Origin of the sequence: Paenibacillus etheri (assembly GCF_001012825.1) — a bacterium.
Lineage (GTDB): Bacteria > Bacillota > Bacilli > Paenibacillales > Paenibacillaceae > Paenibacillus_AQ > Paenibacillus_AQ etheri.
In genome coordinates this window covers 598867-617694 of record NZ_LCZJ02000037.1, presented here as the reverse complement: position 1 = coordinate 617694, position 18828 = coordinate 598867, and the positions used below count along the sequence as shown (strand labels likewise).

The window sequence follows — 18828 nt, the reverse complement described above, 5'->3', positions numbered from 1 at the left end:
GAAGAAAGAAATTATCCGGTATTAGCTACCGTTTCCGGTAGTTATCCCAGTCTAAGGGGCAGGTTGCCTACGTGTTACTCACCCGTCCGCCGCTAAGTCACTTTGAAAGCAAGCTTTCAAAGTGACTCCGCTCGACTTGCATGTATTAGGCACGCCGCCAGCGTTCGTCCTGAGCCAGGATCAAACTCTCCAATTAGTATTGAAAAGAGCGATATGCTCATTTTGAAACATCTGACGAGAAAATTAATTCTCACGATGAAATTTCAAAAGCGTAAAATACGCTGTGAAACTCATCTATTTTGGATTTCACTCTCGTGATTTCCCACTCACTCGTTGTTCAGTTTTCAAAGATCAAGTTCTCGTTGGCACCGTTTAATGTCTCAGCAGCAACTCTTATACTATATCATGTTCGGCTATTTAATGTCAAGCTCTTTTTTAACTTCTTTTTCGAGCTCGGCATGTGTATTTCTTGGCCGGACTTAGAATATATCATGTATAGAGTTTCATTGCAACACTTTTTTTTAATATAATCTAAAAATAAGAGACTGTGCTATCAATTAGCTAGATATACTCGTATATACTTGGTAGCACAACCTCAGTTCTTCAGTCTCTCAATACCTACTTCTCTAAGCAATAATCTCCTGAATATACAGATCCCGCTCCACCATTAGGTTAACAATCGCACCCTCTACTTTAATCATAGGACGTGTAGGATTGGCACGATCAGTGAATATAATTTCCCCGTGACGACCATCGCTAAGACGTATTCTGGTTCCATTAAACAAATCGGTGCTCTTCTGTATAAAGGTCTGTACAACGACTGGGTCGAGCTTACCGAAGCTTTCTGTCATAATCTGCTCTAACACTAAATAAGGGGACTGTGCCTTTCTATAGGCTCTTTCCAAAGTCATAGCATGGAATATATCTGCTACCGCGACTACTTTTGCGTAAAAATGAATCTGGCTACCTTCTAGCTTAAGTGGATAACCAGACCCATCAACCTTCTCATGATGCTGCAATGCCGTCAGTCTTACCCCTTCATTAATCGCTGTTACATTACGTAATAATTGATAGCCATATGTAGTATGTCTGCGAACCTCTTCTATTTCAGCACTATTAAGCGACTCCGGCTTATGTAAAAGAGAACTATCTACTTTTGCGTTTCCTATGTCATGTAGTAATCCAGCAAAAGCGATCTGCATCCAATCCTTCTGTGGATACCCACACCACTGAGCGATCTTATATGATGTTAACGCAGACAGCACGGCATTGTGATAGTTATAATCCTCGTCTTTTAGCGTACGTGGAGAGAACTTCAAGACATGATAATCTTTCAGATGACTAATTAGTACCTCTAACTGACTTCGCAATTCAAAAATAGGAAGAGAGGCTGCCGTTACCGAACGATAGCTGGTCCTAATAAGTACGATCATTTTTTCATATTCATCATGTAATGGAGAATTGCTCTTAATCAGCATCGATTCATTTATTATGGCTCCAGCTTTAAGTGATGTCTGCTTGGCGGTTTTATTGACGGCATCAGAATTGGGCTCTCCTTGAACGCCTTCGATCTCCACTTGCCCAACCAAAAAGGCTTCTAAAATTTCTAGATCACGGGGGAGTAGTATTTTTCCCTTGGTGAACAAAATTCCACCCAAAGGTGTAATTACATCTTTGATTATCTTTGAGCCCGCTTTAACTTCTCCTACTAATACATTTGGCATATACTCAGCCCCTTAATTTCTATAACAATAAGCTCAGGATTACCGAAATCTAATATGACAGATAATTTCTGAGAAAATAGTACTTTATATACTGATTTATACTCTATCGGCTAATTATAGTACGGATAAAAGGTAGCGACTAGTGTAATGAAAACTATTCTTATAAAAATTCTCATTACATTTCATTAAATAACTAACTATTAATTAATCACAGCAAAAAGAGCAAGGGTCTCTGTAATAGAAGCCCTTGCTCTTTATTGAATATAACCTACTCTAAGTTATTCTCTTCATCCTCAACGATTGTCTCCTCCGGCTGATCAATATCGCCAGATTCATCTACTGTTACTTGCTCTTCGAGGCCTTCCATATCTTCAGACATTTCGTCCTCTTCATTCTTATCCGCTCTACACAGGGTAGCCACTGCATCATCCTCGCGGATGTTAATTAGCTTAACCCCTTGCGCATAACGACCCATAGTAGAGATTCCATCCATGCTGGTACGAATCAAGGTGCCGCTTGTAGTAATGATCATTAAGTCTTCGTCGTTCTTAACAACTTTTAGACCAACTACAGGACCATTCTTCTCAGTGAGATTAATGGTCTTGATTCCTTTACCGCCACGAGTCTGGGAACGATAGTCACCGGCTGGTGTCCGTTTACCATAACCCTTGCTAGTAACAATCAGAACCTCAAGCTCCTTATCGACACAGTCCATACCGATGACATGGTCATTACTGTCAAGCGTAATGCCCTTCACACCTGTCGCGCTACGACCCATAGAACGAACATCATTCTCTGAGAACGTAATCGACATTCCGCGAGCTGTACCGATAATAAGATTTTGCTGTCCATCTGTCAGTTTAACCTCAATTAGAGAATCCTCTTCACGAAGGTTAATAGCGATAAGTCCGCCTTTGCGGATGTTATTGTAATCCTCAAGTGGCGTCTTCTTCACGATACCTTCGCGGGTAGCAAAGAACAAGTACTTGTCACTATCGCTCTCTTCCACTTGGATTACAGCACTAATCTTCTCACCTTGTTCTATTTGAATCAGGTTGATGATTGGTGTCCCACGTGCAGTACGTCCCAGCTCTGGGATCTCATAAGCTTTAATCCGATACACCTTACCCTTATCGGTAAAGAACATCAGATAGTTATGAGAGTTACTCACGAAGAGATGCTCCACAAAGTCCTGGTCCTTGGTGTCCATCCCCATGACTCCGCGCCCTCCACGCTTCTGACTGCGGTAGGTGCTGACAGGTAGACGTTTGATGTATCCCGTATGTGTAATAGTAATAACAACCTCTTCACGCGGAATAAGGTCTTCATCCAGGATACTTTCTTCACCAACGGTAATCTCTGTCCGGCGTTCATCAGAATATCTATCACGAATATCCTGCAGCTCGTTGCTGATGATTTCCAGTACAAGATGCTCATTCGCCAAAATTTCACGGTACTCTGCAATTTTAGCTAACAATTCGTTATATTCATTCTCGATCTTTTCCCGTTCCAGACCGGTCAGACGCTGCATCCGCATGTCGAGGATCGCTTGAGCCTGCTCTACACTGAGGCTAAAGGTACTCATTAATCCCTCACGGGCTATATCCGTTGTCCGAGAAGCGCGAATTAACGCAATAACTTCATCCAGATGATCCAGCGCAATACGCAGACCTTCTAAAATATGAGCGCGTGCTTCGGCTTTTTTAAGATCAAATATTGTACGACGACGAATAACTTCAATCTGGTGCTGCAAATAATGATAGAGCACATCACGCAGATTAAGAATTTTCGGTTCGTTGTTTACGATGGCAAGCATGTTGATTCCAAATGTAGATTGCATAGAAGTATGTTTATATAGATTGTTCAACACAACATTTGGATTCACATCACGTCTCATCTCAACAACTACACGCATACCGTTACGGTCAGATTCATCTCGAAGATCCGTTATACCTTCGATCCGTTTCTCACGTACTAATTCTGCGATTTTCTCAACCAGTCTTGCCTTATTCACCTGATACGGCAGCTCATGTACAATGATGCGAGCCTTACCGTTATTCTCTTCAATCGTTGCCTTCGCACGCATGGTCACTGAACCGCGCCCCGTACGATAAGCCTGACGAATGCCCTCACGACCCAGAATATATCCAGCCGTTGGGAAATCAGGACCTTGAATATACTCCATCAATTCCATAGGAGTGATATCAGGATTCTTAATCATCGCCTGCACACCATCGATAACTTCACCCAGGTTATGCGGTGGAATATTAGTAGCCATACCTACAGCTATACCAGATACCCCATTAACGAGCAGGTTCGGATAACGAGCTGGTAATACAACTGGCTCATTCTCTTCACCATCATAGTTGGGTGCGAAATCAACTGTTTCTTTGTTCAAATCTCGAAGCATTTCGCCTGCAATCTTGGAAAGACGGGCTTCTGTATAACGCATCGCTGCAGCCATATCACCATCAATCGAACCAAAGTTCCCGTGACCGTCCACAAGCATATAGCGCATAGAGAAATCCTGAGCCATCCGTACCATTGTTTCATAGACAGCCGAGTCACCGTGAGGGTGGTACTTACCGATAACCTCACCGACGATTCTTGCCGATTTCTTATGAGGCTTATCCGCAGACATTCCAAGTTCCGACATCGCAAACAAAATGCGTCGGTGAACCGGCTTGAGTCCGTCCCGCACATCTGGCAAAGCCCGACTAACAATGATGCTCATTGCGTAATCCATAAAGGATTCACGCATTTCCACGCCAATGTCCCGATCTTTGACTTGTGGGTTATTTTGTTCAGCCATGAGTTGCTGGACCTCCTTCAGTTAAAAAACCGCTACCCTTAATTATATTACTTTCACAAAAGTAGCACAATTAAACATGATAGCCTTTTATCTTCTAATATTGATTTCTTTTGCGCTGATTAGGGTATTCGCCCTTTCCGCAAATGTCTTTAGTACATAGACTGTAAAGACAAGAAACACGGTTTTATTATCCTAGTATCGTTTCATAAGGCAAACCCCATATCCTTATATTATACCATTGTTTAGGTAGCTTGTCCTGATTTTAAGCCGTCAAAAATTATGCTTTCAAAGCAAGTTTTGTACAAAGGAATTCAAAAGACCAAATGCTGCACAAAATTGTTAAGGAGGAAGATAATGAAGATTCAACGTGTCCCAAGCAAATGGGCAAAAACAAAAGTCATCCTTCAAAATCAATCTCTATCTCTATATGTGCCGGATACTCGTAAATACGATTTAGGTGTTCTTAAAGAAATGCTTGCGTTATATACAATGGTTTATATTAAACCTGACCGCGGAAGCTTTGGCATTGGTGTAATGAGAGCCGAGCAGCGTACAGTGATTTTGAGCCCTAGCCAGCAGAAGTCTGAAATGAATGGTACCACCGATAACAATGAGATAGAACAGCAAGAAGCACAGATCCTATATATTTTAAGGTATGCAAAGACGGCAGAAGTTTTCTTCTCCCCCGAAGAGCTGCATGAGGCCTTACAGAAACGAATTCAGAACCGTACCTACCTGATCCAAAAAGGAATTGATCTCCTGCGTTATAAAGATCGTCCCTTCGACCTTCGAGTTCTTGCCCAAAAGAGTCCATCAGGTGCATGGGAAACAACAGGAATGCTCGGAAGAGTAGCTGCCCCTCAGAAAATCGTCACCAATTATCATAGTGGAGGCAGTATTCTGTCAGTAAATACGTTATTAAAAAATCATATGAACCCTTCTGAAACGCTCTCCACCATTAATCAATTAAGAACTTTAGGCGTACAAATTGCTGGCCAATTGGAAGCCACCTATCCAGGGATTAAAGAAATCGGTCTGGATATTGCAATGGATCAGCAAATGGATATGTGGCTACTTGAGGTCAACACGCTTCCATCCATTGTTGTATTTAAGCTATTTCCTGATAAATCTATCTATCGTAAAATACACCGCTATGCTGTAGCATACGGACGTGTAAAAGCTAGAAAATCCCCATACTCTACTCGTAACAGACAATACACCAAAGCCTAAAAAAACAGCTATGAAACCAAAAAACCTCCAGCATTCTCATTCCGTTAGGAACAGAAGCCGGAGGTTATTAAAATATAAGAAAGTATAAGTTTCACACCATACTTTATGTCTTATATTTCCTCGCTTAAACGCTTATCGTCCTTATAAGGACGCCGAAGGCGTTTATGCTTGAATGTTATTCTTATACATCAAGGTATCTGACACTCTTTGCATGCTCATGGATAAAGTCACGTCTTGGTTCAACATTATCGCCCATCAGCGTATCAAAGATACTATCAGCCAGCATCGCATCTTCAATCGTTACTTGCAGCATCATACGAGCCTCAGGATCCATCGTCGTGTCCCACAGCTGGGTAGCGTTCATTTCACCCAAACCTTTGTAGCGCTGGACATTGACCTTAACATTCTCTCCAAAGGAGGCGATAATCTCATCGCGTTCCTTCTCGCTACCTGCATAACGGATCACTTTGTTGCGTTCTATCTTGAACAATGGCGGTTGTGCGATATAGATATAACCTGCATCTACTAGCTTCCGCATGTAACGGTAGAAGAATGTTAACAACAGAGTTCTAATATGAGCTCCATCGACGTCGGCATCCGTCATAATAACGACTTTATGGTACCGAGCCTTCGACAGGTCAAAATCATCACTGATCCCTGTACCAAGAGCAGTAATGATAGCCCGGATCTCGGCGTTAGATAGAATACGGTCTAAGCGAGCCTTTTCTACGTTTAGAATCTTACCGCGCAGCGGTAGAATCGCTTGGAAGTGACGATCCCGGCCCTGCTTGGCCGATCCACCCGCAGAGTCACCTTCGACAATATACAGTTCACTGATAGACGCATCCTTGGATGAACAGTCCGCAAGTTTACCAGGTAGTGCACTGACTTCAAGCGCACTCTTACGACGGGTTAACTCACGAGCCTTTCGAGCAGCTTCTCGTGCACGTGAAGCTGAAAGCGACTTTTCAAGGACACGGCGTGATACTGCCGGATTCTCTTCCAGGAATTCCTGCAATTTCTCTCCGAACAATGATTCTACTATTCCGCGGACTTCACTGTTTCCGAGCTTAGTCTTCGTTTGACCTTCGAACTGAGGCTCTGGAATTTTGACAGAAATAATCGCTGTCAATCCTTCACGCACGTCGTCACCAGTCAGGTTTGAATTACCATCCTTCAGCACACCCGCTTTACGGGCATAATCGTTGATGATACGTGTTAGAGCACTTTTAAAGCCGGATTCATGTGTTCCGCCCTCATGGGTATTAATATTATTCGCAAAAGAGTAGATGTTCTCTGTATACGAATCATTATATTGGAGAGCTACTTCAACCTGGATCATATCTCGTGAGCCTTCCACGTAGATTGGTTCCTCGTGCAGCGCTTCTTTTTTCTCATTCAAATATTTCACATATTCAACGATACCACCCTCATATTTGAACACGTTGGTGACATCGGTCCGCTCATCATGCAGTGAAAGCTCAATTCCTTTGTTAAGAAAAGCTAGCTCCCGAATACGAGTAAGCAGTGTCGCATATTCAAAGACCGTGGTTTCAGTAAAGATTTCAGGGTCCGGATGAAAAGTTGTAGTCGTACCTGTCTCGTCCGTATCTCCAACCACTTTGATCTCATACTGCGGTGCTCCACGTCTGTATTCCTGCTGATAAATATGCCCATCACGCTTAACATTAACAACAACCTTCTCAGACAAGGCATTGACTACGGAGATACCCACACCGTGTAAGCCGCCTGATACCTTATATCCGCCGCCGCCGAATTTACCGCCTGCATGCAGTACTGTCATTACAACTTCAAGCGTCGACTTTTTAAGTTTTTCGTTTTCACCTACAGGTATGCCACGTCCATTATCGATAACAGTAATTCCGTTATCCTCATGAATAATCACTTCAATCCGGTCACAATAACCTGCTAGGGCTTCATCGATACTATTATCTACGACCTCCCACACCAAGTGATGGAGACCTTTAGAACTAGTGGAACCAATATACATGCCCGGACGTTTCCGGACAGCTTCTAGCCCTTCCAGTACCTGAATCTGGCTCTCATCATATGTCGGTTGATTCATTGACATGCCTTCACCTACTTCTTTCAGATTATCTCTTTGTTACTAAACGCAAGTTATATTTCGAGCAAAATTTTGGCTCTTTTTTTGAGAGTGGAGGAGGAAATGGGGGAGTAATACACGATATTTTTAGTTACGACAATAGATTTTGCTTCCTCTTCACCAATCCGCTCAAGCTTCTTGTCCTGCTCAGAGTGAATGACGAATTGCTTAGACACCTTGGAAGATTTCTCAATCGAAATATCAAATATTGCAATTAACTCCGAAGAGCGAATAATCTTCTCCCCGCCCAAATGAATATACATGATCTTCCTCCGCTCTTTATAACTCCACTTTTCCATCATGAACATGATATAGGCTGGCGCCCTTTAATTTATCGGCATTCAGACCCTCAATCCCGGTAGCGGTAATGAATGTCTGTACCTTGCTTTGAAAGGTTTCAATAAGCTGGGTCTGTCGGTAAGGATCAAGCTCGGATAAAACATCATCAAGAAGCAGCACAGGATATTCTCCGATTTCTTCATGGATCAGCTCGATTTCCGCCAGCTTGAGCGATAAAGCCGTTGTACGCTGCTGTCCCTGAGAACCGTAGACCTGAGCCTCCCTTCCGTTGATAAAAAAGGACAGGTCATCCCGATGGGGACCCGTCAGCGTCATGCCGCGCCTGATTTCTTGTTCTCTCGTTTGTGATAACTTTAACATAAAATTGTCTAATAAGACAGCTTCATCTTCCTCATCCCGATCGCCGAAAGAGGGGACATAGAGCAATTTCAATTCTTCTCCGCCGTTCGTAATCCCCCGGTGTATGCTTTCAGCCCATATTTGCAGCTTCTTTATGAATTGTTTCCTTTTTTTTACGATTTTAACACCGTGCTCCACAAGTTGAGCATCCCAGATTTCCAAAAGGTCTTTTCCCGCTGCCTCTTTCCCCCATAACTGCTTCAGCAAATTGCCCCTTTGTAAGAGAACTTTTTGATACTGCTGGAGGTGAAATAGATAACTGGGCTGGACTTGGCCAATCTCCATATCGAGAAAACGCCGTCTGATGCCAGGTGTGCCTTTGACTATCTCTAAATCTTCCGGTGCAAACATGACCACATTGAGTGATCCCACAAACTCACTAAGACGTCGTTGTTCTAAACCGTTAATCTTAGCTTTTTTACCTTTGGCAGATAGGGTGAGCTCTAGCTTGAGATCGCCGTACTTACGTTCTACCTCAGCAATGATCTGAGCAGCGTCTCCAGGGGCATCAAACGAGATAAGTTCGCGATCCTTCGAGGTGCGGTGGCTTTTGGTCATCGCCAGGACGAACAATGCCTCCATGAGGTTTGTTTTGCCTTGGGCGTTCTGACCCAGAATCAGATTCACATCGCCCAAGCTCTCCAGACGCAGCAGCCCGTAATTCCGATAATGCTGCAGACCGATATTTTTAACAAACACGAAATGGTTCCTCCCCTAGCCTACTCCTCTTTGACTCCTCCGCCTTCAACCTGAAATGTGCCGTTATCCTGCACTTCAATTTGATCACCCGGATAAAGTTTTCTTCCGCGCCGTTCCTCTATTTCTCCGTTAACAAGTACATGTCCTTCTTGCAGCAAAGCTTTTGCCATTCCACCTGTGGATACACAATCAGAAAGTTTCAGGAATTGATCCAGCTTAATATATCCACTGTGGATAAGTATTTTTTTCATGGTTTTTATCCTTTCAGCCACTTATCCACATGTTCATGAATGTTGGCATTAATTTGTTGTACGGTAAGGCAAAATAATATACAAGCTATTGGTTTGATCGAGTGGCTTCAAAATGATCGGACTCATCATTCCTGTAAATGCTATGACAAGCTGCTCACTCTCAATAACTTTTAGGACATCGAGCATATATTTGGAGTTGAAAGATATTTTGAGCGGTTCACCTTTGAAATCAATGACTTCAAGTTCCTCACGAACTTTACCAAGCTCAGAAGAGCTTGAAGAAATTTCAACACCGCCTTGTTCAAGCGTCTGCATGCGGACAATATTAGTTTTTTCTTCACGGGACAGCAAATAAGCGCGATCAATCGATTCGCTTAATTTTTTTGTATCCAAAGTTAGTTCTGTTTTGTAGGTTGTTGGAATAATTCTAGAAGTATCCGGATAAATTCCATCGAGGATCCGTGAATAGAACAGCACCTTGTCGATTTTAAAGAGAACTTGATTGTCCGCAACCACAATATCCACGAGCATATTTTGATCAGGAATAATTTTGCTTAGCTCATTAAGGGTTTTACCGGCGATTACGATATTTGCAAATTGGACATTCTCCGTACCTTCTAGTCTTGCTGCTCTTGTAGCTAAGCGGTGACGGTCTGTCGCTGTAAACTTAAACTCATTATCAGCCAGATTCCATAGTATACCTGTTAAAATCGGAGTTGTCTCTTGGGTAGAAATAGAAAACGCCGTTTGTTTAATCATATTTTTCAGCAAATCACCTGGCAGGGAGATGGTATCGTTCTCCTCAATACTCGGTAGCACTGGGAATTCTTCAGGGTCTAAACCTACGATCTGAATCTCAGTGGATCCAGAAGAAATATACGTTTGGAATCCTTCTTTAACTTCCATGTGAATCTCTTTGGAGGGCAGCTTCTTAATAATCTCGACGAAAAATTTAGCGGGAAGAACAACACTTCCTGGCTGATCTATCTTCACGATGGTATGGCTGTCATTCTCTGCTGGAATAAACGACTGAATGGAAATATCCGTGTCGCTTGCAGTTAATGTGACGCCTTGATGGCTTACTTCCAGCTTAATACCGGTCAGAATAGGGATGGTAGTTCTACTGGAGATCGCTTTGGATACGTGTTGAATGGATTCGTTGAGTTCATTTTTAAGAATGCTTATTTTCATGATTTCACTCCTAGCTGAAAAATTGGGAATTTCGTTGTATTTGCTTCTCTTTATTACGCGTCTTTACATGATGAATTATTATAGTTATTTAATAGTATTAGTAGTAGGGGCGTCTAATATGTGGATAACCCTATCAAATAGCATAAAATTAAGCCTACCCACATGTGTATAGATTGTGTATAGGCTCTTTGTTCCTCTTAGGAAGGATTTTTAATTTTCTCCGCAAGATTATTTACCACTTTGTACAACTCCTGATCGACCTTTAATGACTGTGTAATTTTATCATGTGCATGAATTACGGTCGTATGGTCACGTCCTCCGAATGCCTCACCAATCTTAGGGAGCGAATAATCCGTTAGTTCACGGGAGAGATACATTGCGATTTGACGTGGAAACGCTACGGCTTTAGTACGTTTTCGTGCTTTGAAGTCTTCAAGGCGCAAATTGTAGTATTCACCGACTTTTTGCTGAATATCAGCGATGGTAATCATCTTAGGCCGGCTGGAAGGAATGATATCCTTGAGTGCTTCAGCTGCCAAATGAGTGGTTACATCCTGGTTGGTTAACGAAGAGTAAGCAACAACCCGGATTAAAGCACCCTCCAGCTCACGAATATTGGTATCAATTTGGTTAGCAATATACATCATGGCCTCATTAGGGATATCAAGGTTCTCTGCCTTCGCCTTTTTGCGCAAAATCGCAATTCGGGTTTCTAGATCGGGTGGTTGAATATCCGTAATCAAGCCCCACTCGAACCGGGAACGTAGCCGTTCTTCCAGTGTGGGAATTTCCTTTGGCGGTCGGTCGCTGGAGATGATAATTTGCTTGCGTTCTTCGTGGAGCGCATTGAACGTATGAAAAAACTCCTCCTGCGTGGACTCTTTTCCGGCGAGGAATTGAATATCGTCAATAAGCAAAATGTCAACGTTACGATACTTATTGCGGAAGCTTTCACCGCGGTTATCACGGATTGAATTGATGAATTCATTCGTGAATTTCTCTGATGAGATGTAAATAACCTTGTTATTCGGGTTATGTTCCAGAACATAGTGCCCAATGGCATGCATTAAATGGGTTTTGCCCAGACCTACACCACCATATAAAAACAAGGGATTGTATGCTTTGGCCGGCGCTTCGGCTACTGCCAGTGAGGCTGCATGCGCAAAACGGTTGCCGGAGCCGATTACAAAAGTGTCAAAAGTGTACTTGGGATTGAGCAGATGCGTTTGCGCTTCTTCTCGTGATACTACGGGAGTGGGAGCGGATTGTTGAACTACAAGCTCAGGCGGCTTGCTTTCTTCAATCACAAATTTTACATCCACTTGTTTCCCTGTAACTTCGTAGACCGTTGCTCCTACTAGTTTGGTGTAGCGACTTTCCAGCCATTCTACTGCAAACGTTGTAGGTGCCGAGATAATGAGAACCTGGGAGTTGAAGGTTATCGCTTTAGTAGCCTTAAACCAGGTATCAAAGCTCGGCTTGCTTAATTTGGTTTGAATAATCGATAAAATTTGCTGCCATAATTCGGAAGTATGGCTGTCCACAGACTGTCACTCCTTTAAATCTTCCAAATGTGGCATCAGCCATGAAGTGGAAATGTCGAAGAAAATAGGTTGGTGCTGATATTTATCCCCAGTAGGCAATATGAAGAGACAAAAAAATATGGATAAATTTGATTTGTTCACAACTTTATCCACAGCTTGTTGATAATTAAGAGAACAAACAAATCTATTCACATTCAAAAGTAATACCATCATAGCAAAACGCCCCTTATTTTTCAATGAGCAGGGCTATTTTATCCACAAATTCAATCACTTGTGTACAATTATTAGGAACACCACTACATATTGTTGATAATTTGTTTACGGTTCGACACTTTGCGCCAATGCTTCGATAATTTTATACACAGGTTGTGCTCATCTGTGAGTAGTCGACTTTATTTTTTGATCACAGGTGGATAACTGTCATATCTTGTGGATTACTTTTTTTATAATGAAAGTTGTGGATAAACAGCTTGAATTAGAGGGAGGGTCTGGAGCCAGCAGTAGGTTGACTTTTGCGCATAAAATATGTTTAAATATATAAAGGTGTTTTCTGTAAGGATATGTCTTGATAATTAATTGATGATTCATGTAGATACTGTCCCTACTATAAGGACGGCTTAGTCCGTTTCTGCTTATATGACAGTAATTAAGTTCCTGTAAGGGAGGTGCAATTATGAGACCGACGTTTAGACCGAATGTGAGCAAACGCAAGAAGGTTCACGGTTTCCGTAAAAGAATGAGCACGAAAAACGGCCGTAAAGTGCTGGCAGCTCGCCGCTTGAAAGGCAGAAAAGTTTTGAGTGCGTAAGTTAGGCCACTAAGGGACCACTCCGGTGGTCTTTTTTTACTGCTTTCTATTATTTTTTGCTCTGCAAACGACTAGGATCTCGCTTAATGCGCTAGCTACACTTTGCGGGGCTATTTATCGTATATACAGAATTATTTTGTGAGAAGTTGAGAAGATTTTTCTTTCTATAATAATAGAAGGGGAATTTCAGCATTGTAATCGCAGTCGTTTATGGCGACATCCAAATGACTATACTATTAGAAGAAAAAAATTCGGAAGGACACTTTTAACCGGATTTTTATGAAGGAGATTCCCGTGCACAAAAAGTTACGATTAAGAAACCGTGCCGACTTCAGCCGTGTATATCGCCATGGGAAGTCATTTGCGAATCATCAATTTGTAGTGTATTGGTTTAGCAAAAAAGAGGTAGAACGATTTAGAGTTGGGGTATCGGTCAGTAAAAAGGTTGGAAACGCGGTTGTCCGTAACCGTATGAGAAGATTGGTGAAGGAAATCGTTCGTCATCATGAACCTGAAATTGCAGGCGGACTCGATATGGTGTTTATCGTAAGAAAAGGAGCGCTTTCCATGGAATACGCTGAGCTCGAAAAAAGCGTGCTGCATGTACTGCGTAAAGCCAAGCTACTAAAGGCTTCCCGCAAATAAAGGACGCATAAGAGGCTTGTTTATTTGTATTCATAATTATGGTATGATTTACGGTGGAATGGAATGTTCAAGAGAGGGGTTTTGAAGTGTCTCTAATGAAGACTAGACGGGGAAAATGGTTTCTCCTCATCACAGTGATGGTGTTGTCGTTAGCTGTTCTGTCGGGATGCGCTCCGTCAACTGCTGTTACGCACACTACGGAGGATTTAAAGAATGGAGGCTTCTGGCAAAGTAATGTAGTGTATTATTTCGCCATTGCCTTGGACAAGTTTGCTGATTGGTTTAACGGAGAATATGGTTTAGCCGTACTTGTGATGGTTATTATTGTCCGCACGCTGATTCTTCCGCTTACGATTAAACAGGTGAAGAGCTCGCGAGCAATGCAAGCCATTCAACCGGAACTCCAAAAGATCCAGAAAAAATATAAAGACACACCTGAAAAGGTACAGCAAGAAACGATGCGTTTGTTCCAAGAGAATAAGGTTAATCCAATGGCGGGTTGTTTACCGCTGATCGTACAAATGCCTATCTTTATCGCTCTCTACAACTCGATTTACTATAATCCACATCTACGGGAGCACTCCTTCTTGTGGCTGGAGCTAGGTAAGCCGGACCATCTGTTTATCTTACCGGTCCTTGCAGCATTAACAACATTTATACAAACTAGAATGATGACTAAAATGAACCCGATGCAACAACAAGGGCCAATGCAGTTCATGATGATGATTTATCCAGTTCTGATTTTCGTTATGTCCTATAACTTCCCAGCAGCATTGCCGCTGTACTGGGTATACAGTAACATTTACACTATTGTTCAAAACTATTTCTTATATCGCAACAATGATAAACACAAATTGGCAATCGCAAGTGCTGTGAAAAGTACAGATGACTCAACTGCTGAGAAGAGTAAAGGCGGCAGTAAAGCATCGAAGGGAGCCAAAAAGTCAAAATGAGCAAAGTCGTCGCAACAGGGAAAACCATTGAAGAAGCTGTAGAACGGGGACTAACCCAGCTTGGAGTTCAAAAGGACCGGGTAACGGTCAACGTACTTGAGCAGCCATCAAGAGGATTCCTGGGATTGATCGGTGCGAAAGGTGCCAAGGTTGAGTTAACCTTGATAGCCGAAGCCGCACCGGCATCAGCGGCGAGTGCTCCGTCACTGCCTCAGCAGTCAACAAGAGAGAGCAAACAGGAGGCTAACGGCGGTGTGCCACGCCAAGATTCCGGACAACCGGTGGAGGAAGCTTACCAAGAAGCCGTTCATTTCATTGTGGATGTCGCTAAGAGCATGGGGCTCGAAGTGGAAGTCGAAATCGTCCACACCAAGGAATCCACGATTCTGCAGATATCAGGTCCAGATTTGGGACTGTTGATTGGTAGAAGAGGACAAACTCTCGATGCTCTGCAGTATTTGGCTAATATCGTAGCTAATCGTTACTCCGACAGTTTTATACGGCTTGTGCTAGATGCGGAGAACTTCCGTGAGCGGCGTAAAAAAACTCTCGAAGAGCTGGCTGATCGTTTAGCTGGTCGTGTCATTCGGACTCGTAAAGAGGTAGTACTGGAGCCGATGTCACCTCAGGAGCGGAAAATTATTCACTCCAGATTACAGGATCATCGGCAAGTGAATACCCTTAGTAAGGGCGAAGAGCCAAATCGCCGCGTCGTTATAACTTTGAAGTAAAGACTATATGATGCAATGACTCCTTGACCAATGTAAGGGGTCATTGCTTTTTTAACAATATAAGACCGTTTCTGATCAAAAAAATATAGGTTTTGGGGTGAAAAACAGCATGCTTAGTGACACCATTGCTGCCGTATCGACGGCATTAGGCGAGGGAGGAATTGCTATTATTCGGGTAAGTGGCCCGCAGGCTATTTCCCAGGTGGCGCCTTTGTTTCGTAGCCGAGTTCCGTTAACTGAAGCGGAATCGCATACCGTTCATTATGGGCATATCGTTAGTCCGGATAACGGAGAGAAGATGGAAGAAGTACTAGTAACCGTAATGAAGGGCCCACGATCTTTTACGACCGAGGATGTAGTAGAGATCAGTGCTCATGGTGGTGTAATTTCTGTAAGAAGGGTGATGGATTTACTTCTTCAGCAGGAGATAAGGTTAGCCGAGCCGGGTGAGTTCACCAAGCGTGCTTTCTTGGGCGGACGTATAGATTTATCACAGGCTGAGGCGGTTATTGATCTCATTCGCTCGAAGTCGGATCGCGCTTTTTCTGTGGCTTTAAAGCAGGTCAGTGGATCCTTATCGGATCGAATTCATGCTTTACGCCATACACTTATTGAGATGCTGGCGCATATCGAAGTGAATATAGATTATCCAGAACATGATGTAGAATCCATGACTGCTGAATTTATTAAAGATAAAAGCAGTGAAGTGATGGAAGGAATCACAAAACTACTCAAGACTTCTAATGAAGGAAAAATACTTCGTGAGGGGATAACGACAGCTATAGTCGGGCGTCCTAATGTTGGTAAATCTTCATTATTGAATGCCTTAGCACGTGATAACAAAGCGATTGTAACAGATATTCCGGGAACTACACGAGATGTCATCGAAGAATATATAACGATAAACAACATTCCACTTAAGCTACTTGATACGGCGGGAATTCGTGAAACGATCGATGTAGTTGAGAAGATTGGGGTGGAACGCTCCAAGGCTGCAGTTAGCGATGCGGATTTGATTCTACTTGTACTTAACGCTAATGAAGAGCTGCATGAAGATGAATTGGTATTAATGGAACAAATCCACGGTAGACAATGCCTGGTGATCATGAATAAAATGGACTTACCGTCCAAACTGGATAAGGATAAGTTGCTCTCGTTCTTTGAGCAGTCCAACATCGTACCGATGTCCGTTTTGGAAGAGGAAGGTCTAGACAAACTTGAAGATGCCATTTCGACACTCTTTTTTGGTGGAAAGCTGGAATCGGGTGACTTGACATATGTGAGTAATGTGAGGCATATTGCACTGCTTAAAAAAGCCTATAATTCGCTACAGGATGCATACGATGCCGCGGAACAGTATATTCCGATTGATATGATTCAAATCGATGTACGGCTCGCATGGGAACAGCTCGGCGAGATTATTGGCGATACAGCAGCGGACTCGTTATTAGACCAAATATTCTCACAATTTTGTTTAGGAAAATAGGTTTTACATTTTTAATATAACAATTAGGGGGAAACAGGACATGAGTTATGATGGAGGTAGCTATGACGTAATCGTCATTGGCGCCGGTCATGCCGGTTGTGAGGCAGCTCTAGCGTCAGCACGGATGGGCTGCAGCACGTTGATGATCACAATTAACCTGGATATGGTTGCATTCATGCCCTGCAATCCGTCCATAGGCGGACCTGCTAAAGGACATGTAGTGCGTGAAATTGATGCGCTTGGCGGAGAAATGGGCCGCAATATAGATAAGACTTTCATTCAACTTCGTATGCTGAATACAGGTAAGGGGCCAGCTGTACATGCTTTACGTGCACAAGCTGATAAATTTCTTTACCAACATACAATGAAGGAAACAATGGAGAAAACGCCTAATTTGACACTTCGTCAAGGGATGGTTGAGCGTTTAATCGTTGAGGATGGACGTTGTGCGGGTGTAGTTACGAAGACAGGAACGGAATACCATAGTAAGACAGTTATCCTGACCACAGGTACTTACCTTCGTGGTAAAGTGATCATGGGTGAACTGACATATGAGAGTGGACCTAACAATCAGCAGCCATCAGTGAAGCTATCTGAGAATCTGCGGGAGCTTGGTTTTGAATTGGTGCGTTTTAAAACAGGTACACCACCACGTGTTCATCGTGATACGATTGATTTCTCTAAGACAGAAATTCAACCAGGGGATGATGAACCTAAATTCTTTTCGTTTGAGACAAAATCATCCGATAACGAACAGCTTCCTTGTTGGTTAACTTATACCTCTGAGGTTACTCATCAGATTATTAATGACAACCTTCATCGTGCGCCGATGTTTACTGGTATTATTGAGGGAACAGGTCCGCGTTATTGCCCATCTATTGAAGATAAAGTTGTAAGATTTAGTGATAAATCTAAGCATCAGATCTTTTTAGAGCCAGAAGGAAAAAATACATCGGAATACTATGTACAAGGTCTGTCCACTAGTCTTCCTGAGGATGTACAGCTAGCCATTCTTCGTTCCATCCCTGGTATGGAAAAGGTAGAGATGATGCGTAACGGCTATGCTATTGAATATGATGCAATGGTTCCTACACAGCTATGGCCATCTCTTGAAACTAAACGTCTACCAGGTCTGTTCACTGCTGGACAAATCAATGGTACTTCCGGTTATGAGGAAGCGGCAGGTCAAGGTGTAATGGCTGGAATTAATGCAGCGCGCAAGGTGCAAGACAAAGAACCCGTAATTTTAGATCGTTCACAGGGATACATTGGTGTACTCATTGATGATCTAGTAACTAAGGGTACTAATGAACCTTACCGTCTGCTTACTTCACGTGCAGAATATCGTTTGTTGCTTCGCCATGACAATGCAGATCTAAGACTTACACCTATTGGTTACGACATTGGTTTGATCACACAGGAACGGTTCGATAACTTCACGGATAAGAAAGAACGGGTGGAGCGTGAAATTGTTCGTCTGCAAGAGACAAAGGTTAAACCTGTTGATGTAAACCATGTACTAGCGGAATATGAATCGGCACCTATTGTAGATGGTAGCAATTTACTTGTGCTTATGCGTCGTCCAGAGCTTGTATATAGCTTCGTAGATCAAGTCTCGCCATCACCGGAGATACTGGATGCAGAAATGAAGGAGCAAGTGGAAATCCAAATTAAATATGCCGGATATATCGAAAAACAGCTTCAGCATGTGGAGCGCCTGCAAAAGATGGAGAAGAAGAAAATTCCAGATGACATTAATTATAATGAAATCCATGGATTAGCGATGGAAGCGCGGCAGAAGCTGACTAAGATCCGTCCGATCTCTATCGGGCAGGCTTCTCGGATTGCGGGAGTCACACCTGCCGATATTTCCATTCTTCTCGTATATCTGGAGCATTACAACCGGGTAACCGCGGCGAAAGGATAATCT

General features: G+C 42.8%; 15 protein-coding genes and 1 rRNA gene. 7 read left to right on the top strand and 9 right to left on the bottom strand.

The window, feature by feature from the left end; translation table 11 throughout:
• From UQ64_RS26295 to gyrA, 3 genes are all read right to left on the bottom strand, one after another.
• Positions 1-196: ribosomal RNA gene (locus UQ64_RS26295) — 16S ribosomal RNA — on the bottom strand; the annotation flags it as partial.
• Positions 197-626: 430 nt separating this feature from the next.
• Positions 627-1724 carry an HD-GYP domain-containing protein gene (locus UQ64_RS26290; RefSeq protein ID WP_060626338.1) on the bottom strand — a complete coding sequence of 366 codons (1098 nt, stop codon included), beginning with the start codon at positions 1722-1724 and terminating at the stop codon, positions 627-629.
• Positions 1725-1992: 268 nt separating this feature from the next.
• Positions 1993-4536, bottom strand: a complete 2544-nt coding sequence (gene gyrA / locus UQ64_RS26285) for a DNA gyrase subunit A (protein ID WP_060626337.1) — start codon at positions 4534-4536, stop codon at positions 1993-1995.
• A 354-nt stretch (positions 4537-4890) separates the two neighbouring features.
• Between gyrA and UQ64_RS26280 the strand changes: the two genes are divergently transcribed.
• Positions 4891-5766 carry a YheC/YheD family protein gene (locus tag UQ64_RS26280; protein WP_060626336.1) on the top strand — a complete coding sequence of 292 codons (876 nt, stop codon included), beginning with the start codon at positions 4891-4893 and terminating at the stop codon, positions 5764-5766.
• Positions 5767-5947: 181 nt separating this feature from the next.
• Here UQ64_RS26280 and gyrB read toward each other — a convergent pair whose 3' ends face one another.
• The 6 genes from gyrB to dnaA form a co-directional block, all read right to left on the bottom strand.
• Positions 5948-7858 carry a DNA topoisomerase (ATP-hydrolyzing) subunit B gene (gene gyrB, locus UQ64_RS26275; protein WP_060626334.1) on the bottom strand — a complete coding sequence of 637 codons (1911 nt, stop codon included), beginning with the start codon at positions 7856-7858 and terminating at the stop codon, positions 5948-5950.
• A 47-nt stretch (positions 7859-7905) separates the two neighbouring features.
• Complete coding sequence (gene remB / locus UQ64_RS26270) at positions 7906-8154, bottom strand: extracellular matrix regulator RemB (protein ID WP_036677731.1); 249 nt, start codon at positions 8152-8154, stop codon at positions 7906-7908.
• A gap of 16 nt (positions 8155-8170) precedes the next feature.
• Complete coding sequence (gene recF, locus UQ64_RS26265) at positions 8171-9289, bottom strand: DNA replication/repair protein RecF (RefSeq protein WP_060626329.1); 1119 nt, start codon at positions 9287-9289, stop codon at positions 8171-8173.
• Positions 9290-9309: 20 nt separating this feature from the next.
• Positions 9310-9540, bottom strand: a complete 231-nt coding sequence (gene yaaA / locus UQ64_RS26260) for a S4 domain-containing protein YaaA (RefSeq protein ID WP_060626327.1) — start codon at positions 9538-9540, stop codon at positions 9310-9312.
• A gap of 48 nt (positions 9541-9588) precedes the next feature.
• Positions 9589-10731, bottom strand: a complete 1143-nt coding sequence (gene dnaN / locus UQ64_RS26255; RefSeq protein ID WP_060626325.1) for a DNA polymerase III subunit beta — start codon at positions 10729-10731, stop codon at positions 9589-9591.
• Positions 10732-10928: 197 nt separating this feature from the next.
• Positions 10929-12275 (bottom strand): chromosomal replication initiator protein DnaA, encoded by a 1347-nt coding sequence (gene dnaA / locus UQ64_RS26250; protein ID WP_042183777.1) that lies wholly within the window; start codon positions 12273-12275, stop codon positions 10929-10931.
• A gap of 673 nt (positions 12276-12948) precedes the next feature.
• Between dnaA and rpmH the strand changes: the two genes are divergently transcribed.
• From rpmH to mnmG, 6 genes are all read left to right on the top strand, one after another.
• Entirely contained in the window at positions 12949-13083 is a 135-nt protein-coding gene (rpmH, locus tag UQ64_RS26240; RefSeq protein WP_039295761.1) for a 50S ribosomal protein L34, read from the top strand.
• A 294-nt stretch (positions 13084-13377) separates the two neighbouring features.
• Positions 13378-13728, top strand: coding sequence for a ribonuclease P protein component (gene rnpA, locus UQ64_RS26235; protein WP_042193070.1), 351 nt, complete (start codon positions 13378-13380; stop codon positions 13726-13728).
• An 86-nt stretch (positions 13729-13814) separates the two neighbouring features.
• Positions 13815-14681, top strand: a complete 867-nt coding sequence (locus UQ64_RS26230) for a YidC/Oxa1 family membrane protein insertase (RefSeq protein WP_060626324.1) — start codon at positions 13815-13817, stop codon at positions 14679-14681.
• Positions 14678-15412, top strand: coding sequence for an RNA-binding cell elongation regulator Jag/EloR (jag, locus tag UQ64_RS26225; RefSeq protein ID WP_042131733.1), 735 nt, complete (start codon positions 14678-14680; stop codon positions 15410-15412). The genes UQ64_RS26230 and jag overlap by 4 nt, the downstream gene beginning before the upstream one ends.
• Positions 15413-15521: 109 nt before the next feature.
• The gene (mnmE, locus tag UQ64_RS26220; protein WP_060626322.1) at positions 15522-16898 is read left to right on the top strand and encodes a tRNA uridine-5-carboxymethylaminomethyl(34) synthesis GTPase MnmE; all 1377 of its coding nucleotides are present in this window, start codon (positions 15522-15524) and stop codon (positions 16896-16898) included.
• Between the two features lie 40 nt (positions 16899-16938).
• Positions 16939-18825 carry a tRNA uridine-5-carboxymethylaminomethyl(34) synthesis enzyme MnmG gene (gene mnmG, locus UQ64_RS26215; protein ID WP_060626320.1) on the top strand — a complete coding sequence of 629 codons (1887 nt, stop codon included), beginning with the start codon at positions 16939-16941 and terminating at the stop codon, positions 18823-18825.
• The last annotated feature ends 3 nt before the right edge of the window (positions 18826-18828 follow it).

What these genes read in the sequence shown, in the direction of transcription:
- mnmE (WP_060626322.1), top strand. Translation starts at nt 15,522, where the DNA reads ATGCTTAGTGACACCATTGCTGCCGTATCGACGGCATTAGGCGAGGGA.
- UQ64_RS26280 (WP_060626336.1), top strand. Translation starts at nt 4,891, where the DNA reads ATGAAGATTCAACGTGTCCCAAGCAAATGGGCAAAAACAAAAGTCATC.
- gyrB (WP_060626334.1), bottom strand. Translation starts at nt 7,858, where the DNA reads ATGTCAATGAATCAACCGACATATGATGAGAGCCAGATTCAGGTACTG.
- dnaN (WP_060626325.1), bottom strand. Translation starts at nt 10,731, where the DNA reads ATGAAAATAAGCATTCTTAAAAATGAACTCAACGAATCCATTCAACAC.
- yaaA (WP_060626327.1), bottom strand. Translation starts at nt 9,540, where the DNA reads ATGAAAAAAATACTTATCCACAGTGGATATATTAAGCTGGATCAATTC.
- UQ64_RS26290 (WP_060626338.1), bottom strand. Translation starts at nt 1,724, where the DNA reads ATGCCAAATGTATTAGTAGGAGAAGTTAAAGCGGGCTCAAAGATAATC.
- gyrA (WP_060626337.1), bottom strand. Translation starts at nt 4,536, where the DNA reads ATGGCTGAACAAAATAACCCACAAGTCAAAGATCGGGACATTGGCGTG.
- remB (WP_036677731.1), bottom strand. Translation starts at nt 8,154, where the DNA reads ATGTATATTCATTTGGGCGGGGAGAAGATTATTCGCTCTTCGGAGTTA.
- mnmG (WP_060626320.1), top strand. Translation starts at nt 16,939, where the DNA reads ATGAGTTATGATGGAGGTAGCTATGACGTAATCGTCATTGGCGCCGGT.
- rpmH (WP_039295761.1), top strand. Translation starts at nt 12,949, where the DNA reads ATGAGACCGACGTTTAGACCGAATGTGAGCAAACGCAAGAAGGTTCAC.
- jag (WP_042131733.1), top strand. Translation starts at nt 14,678, where the DNA reads ATGAGCAAAGTCGTCGCAACAGGGAAAACCATTGAAGAAGCTGTAGAA.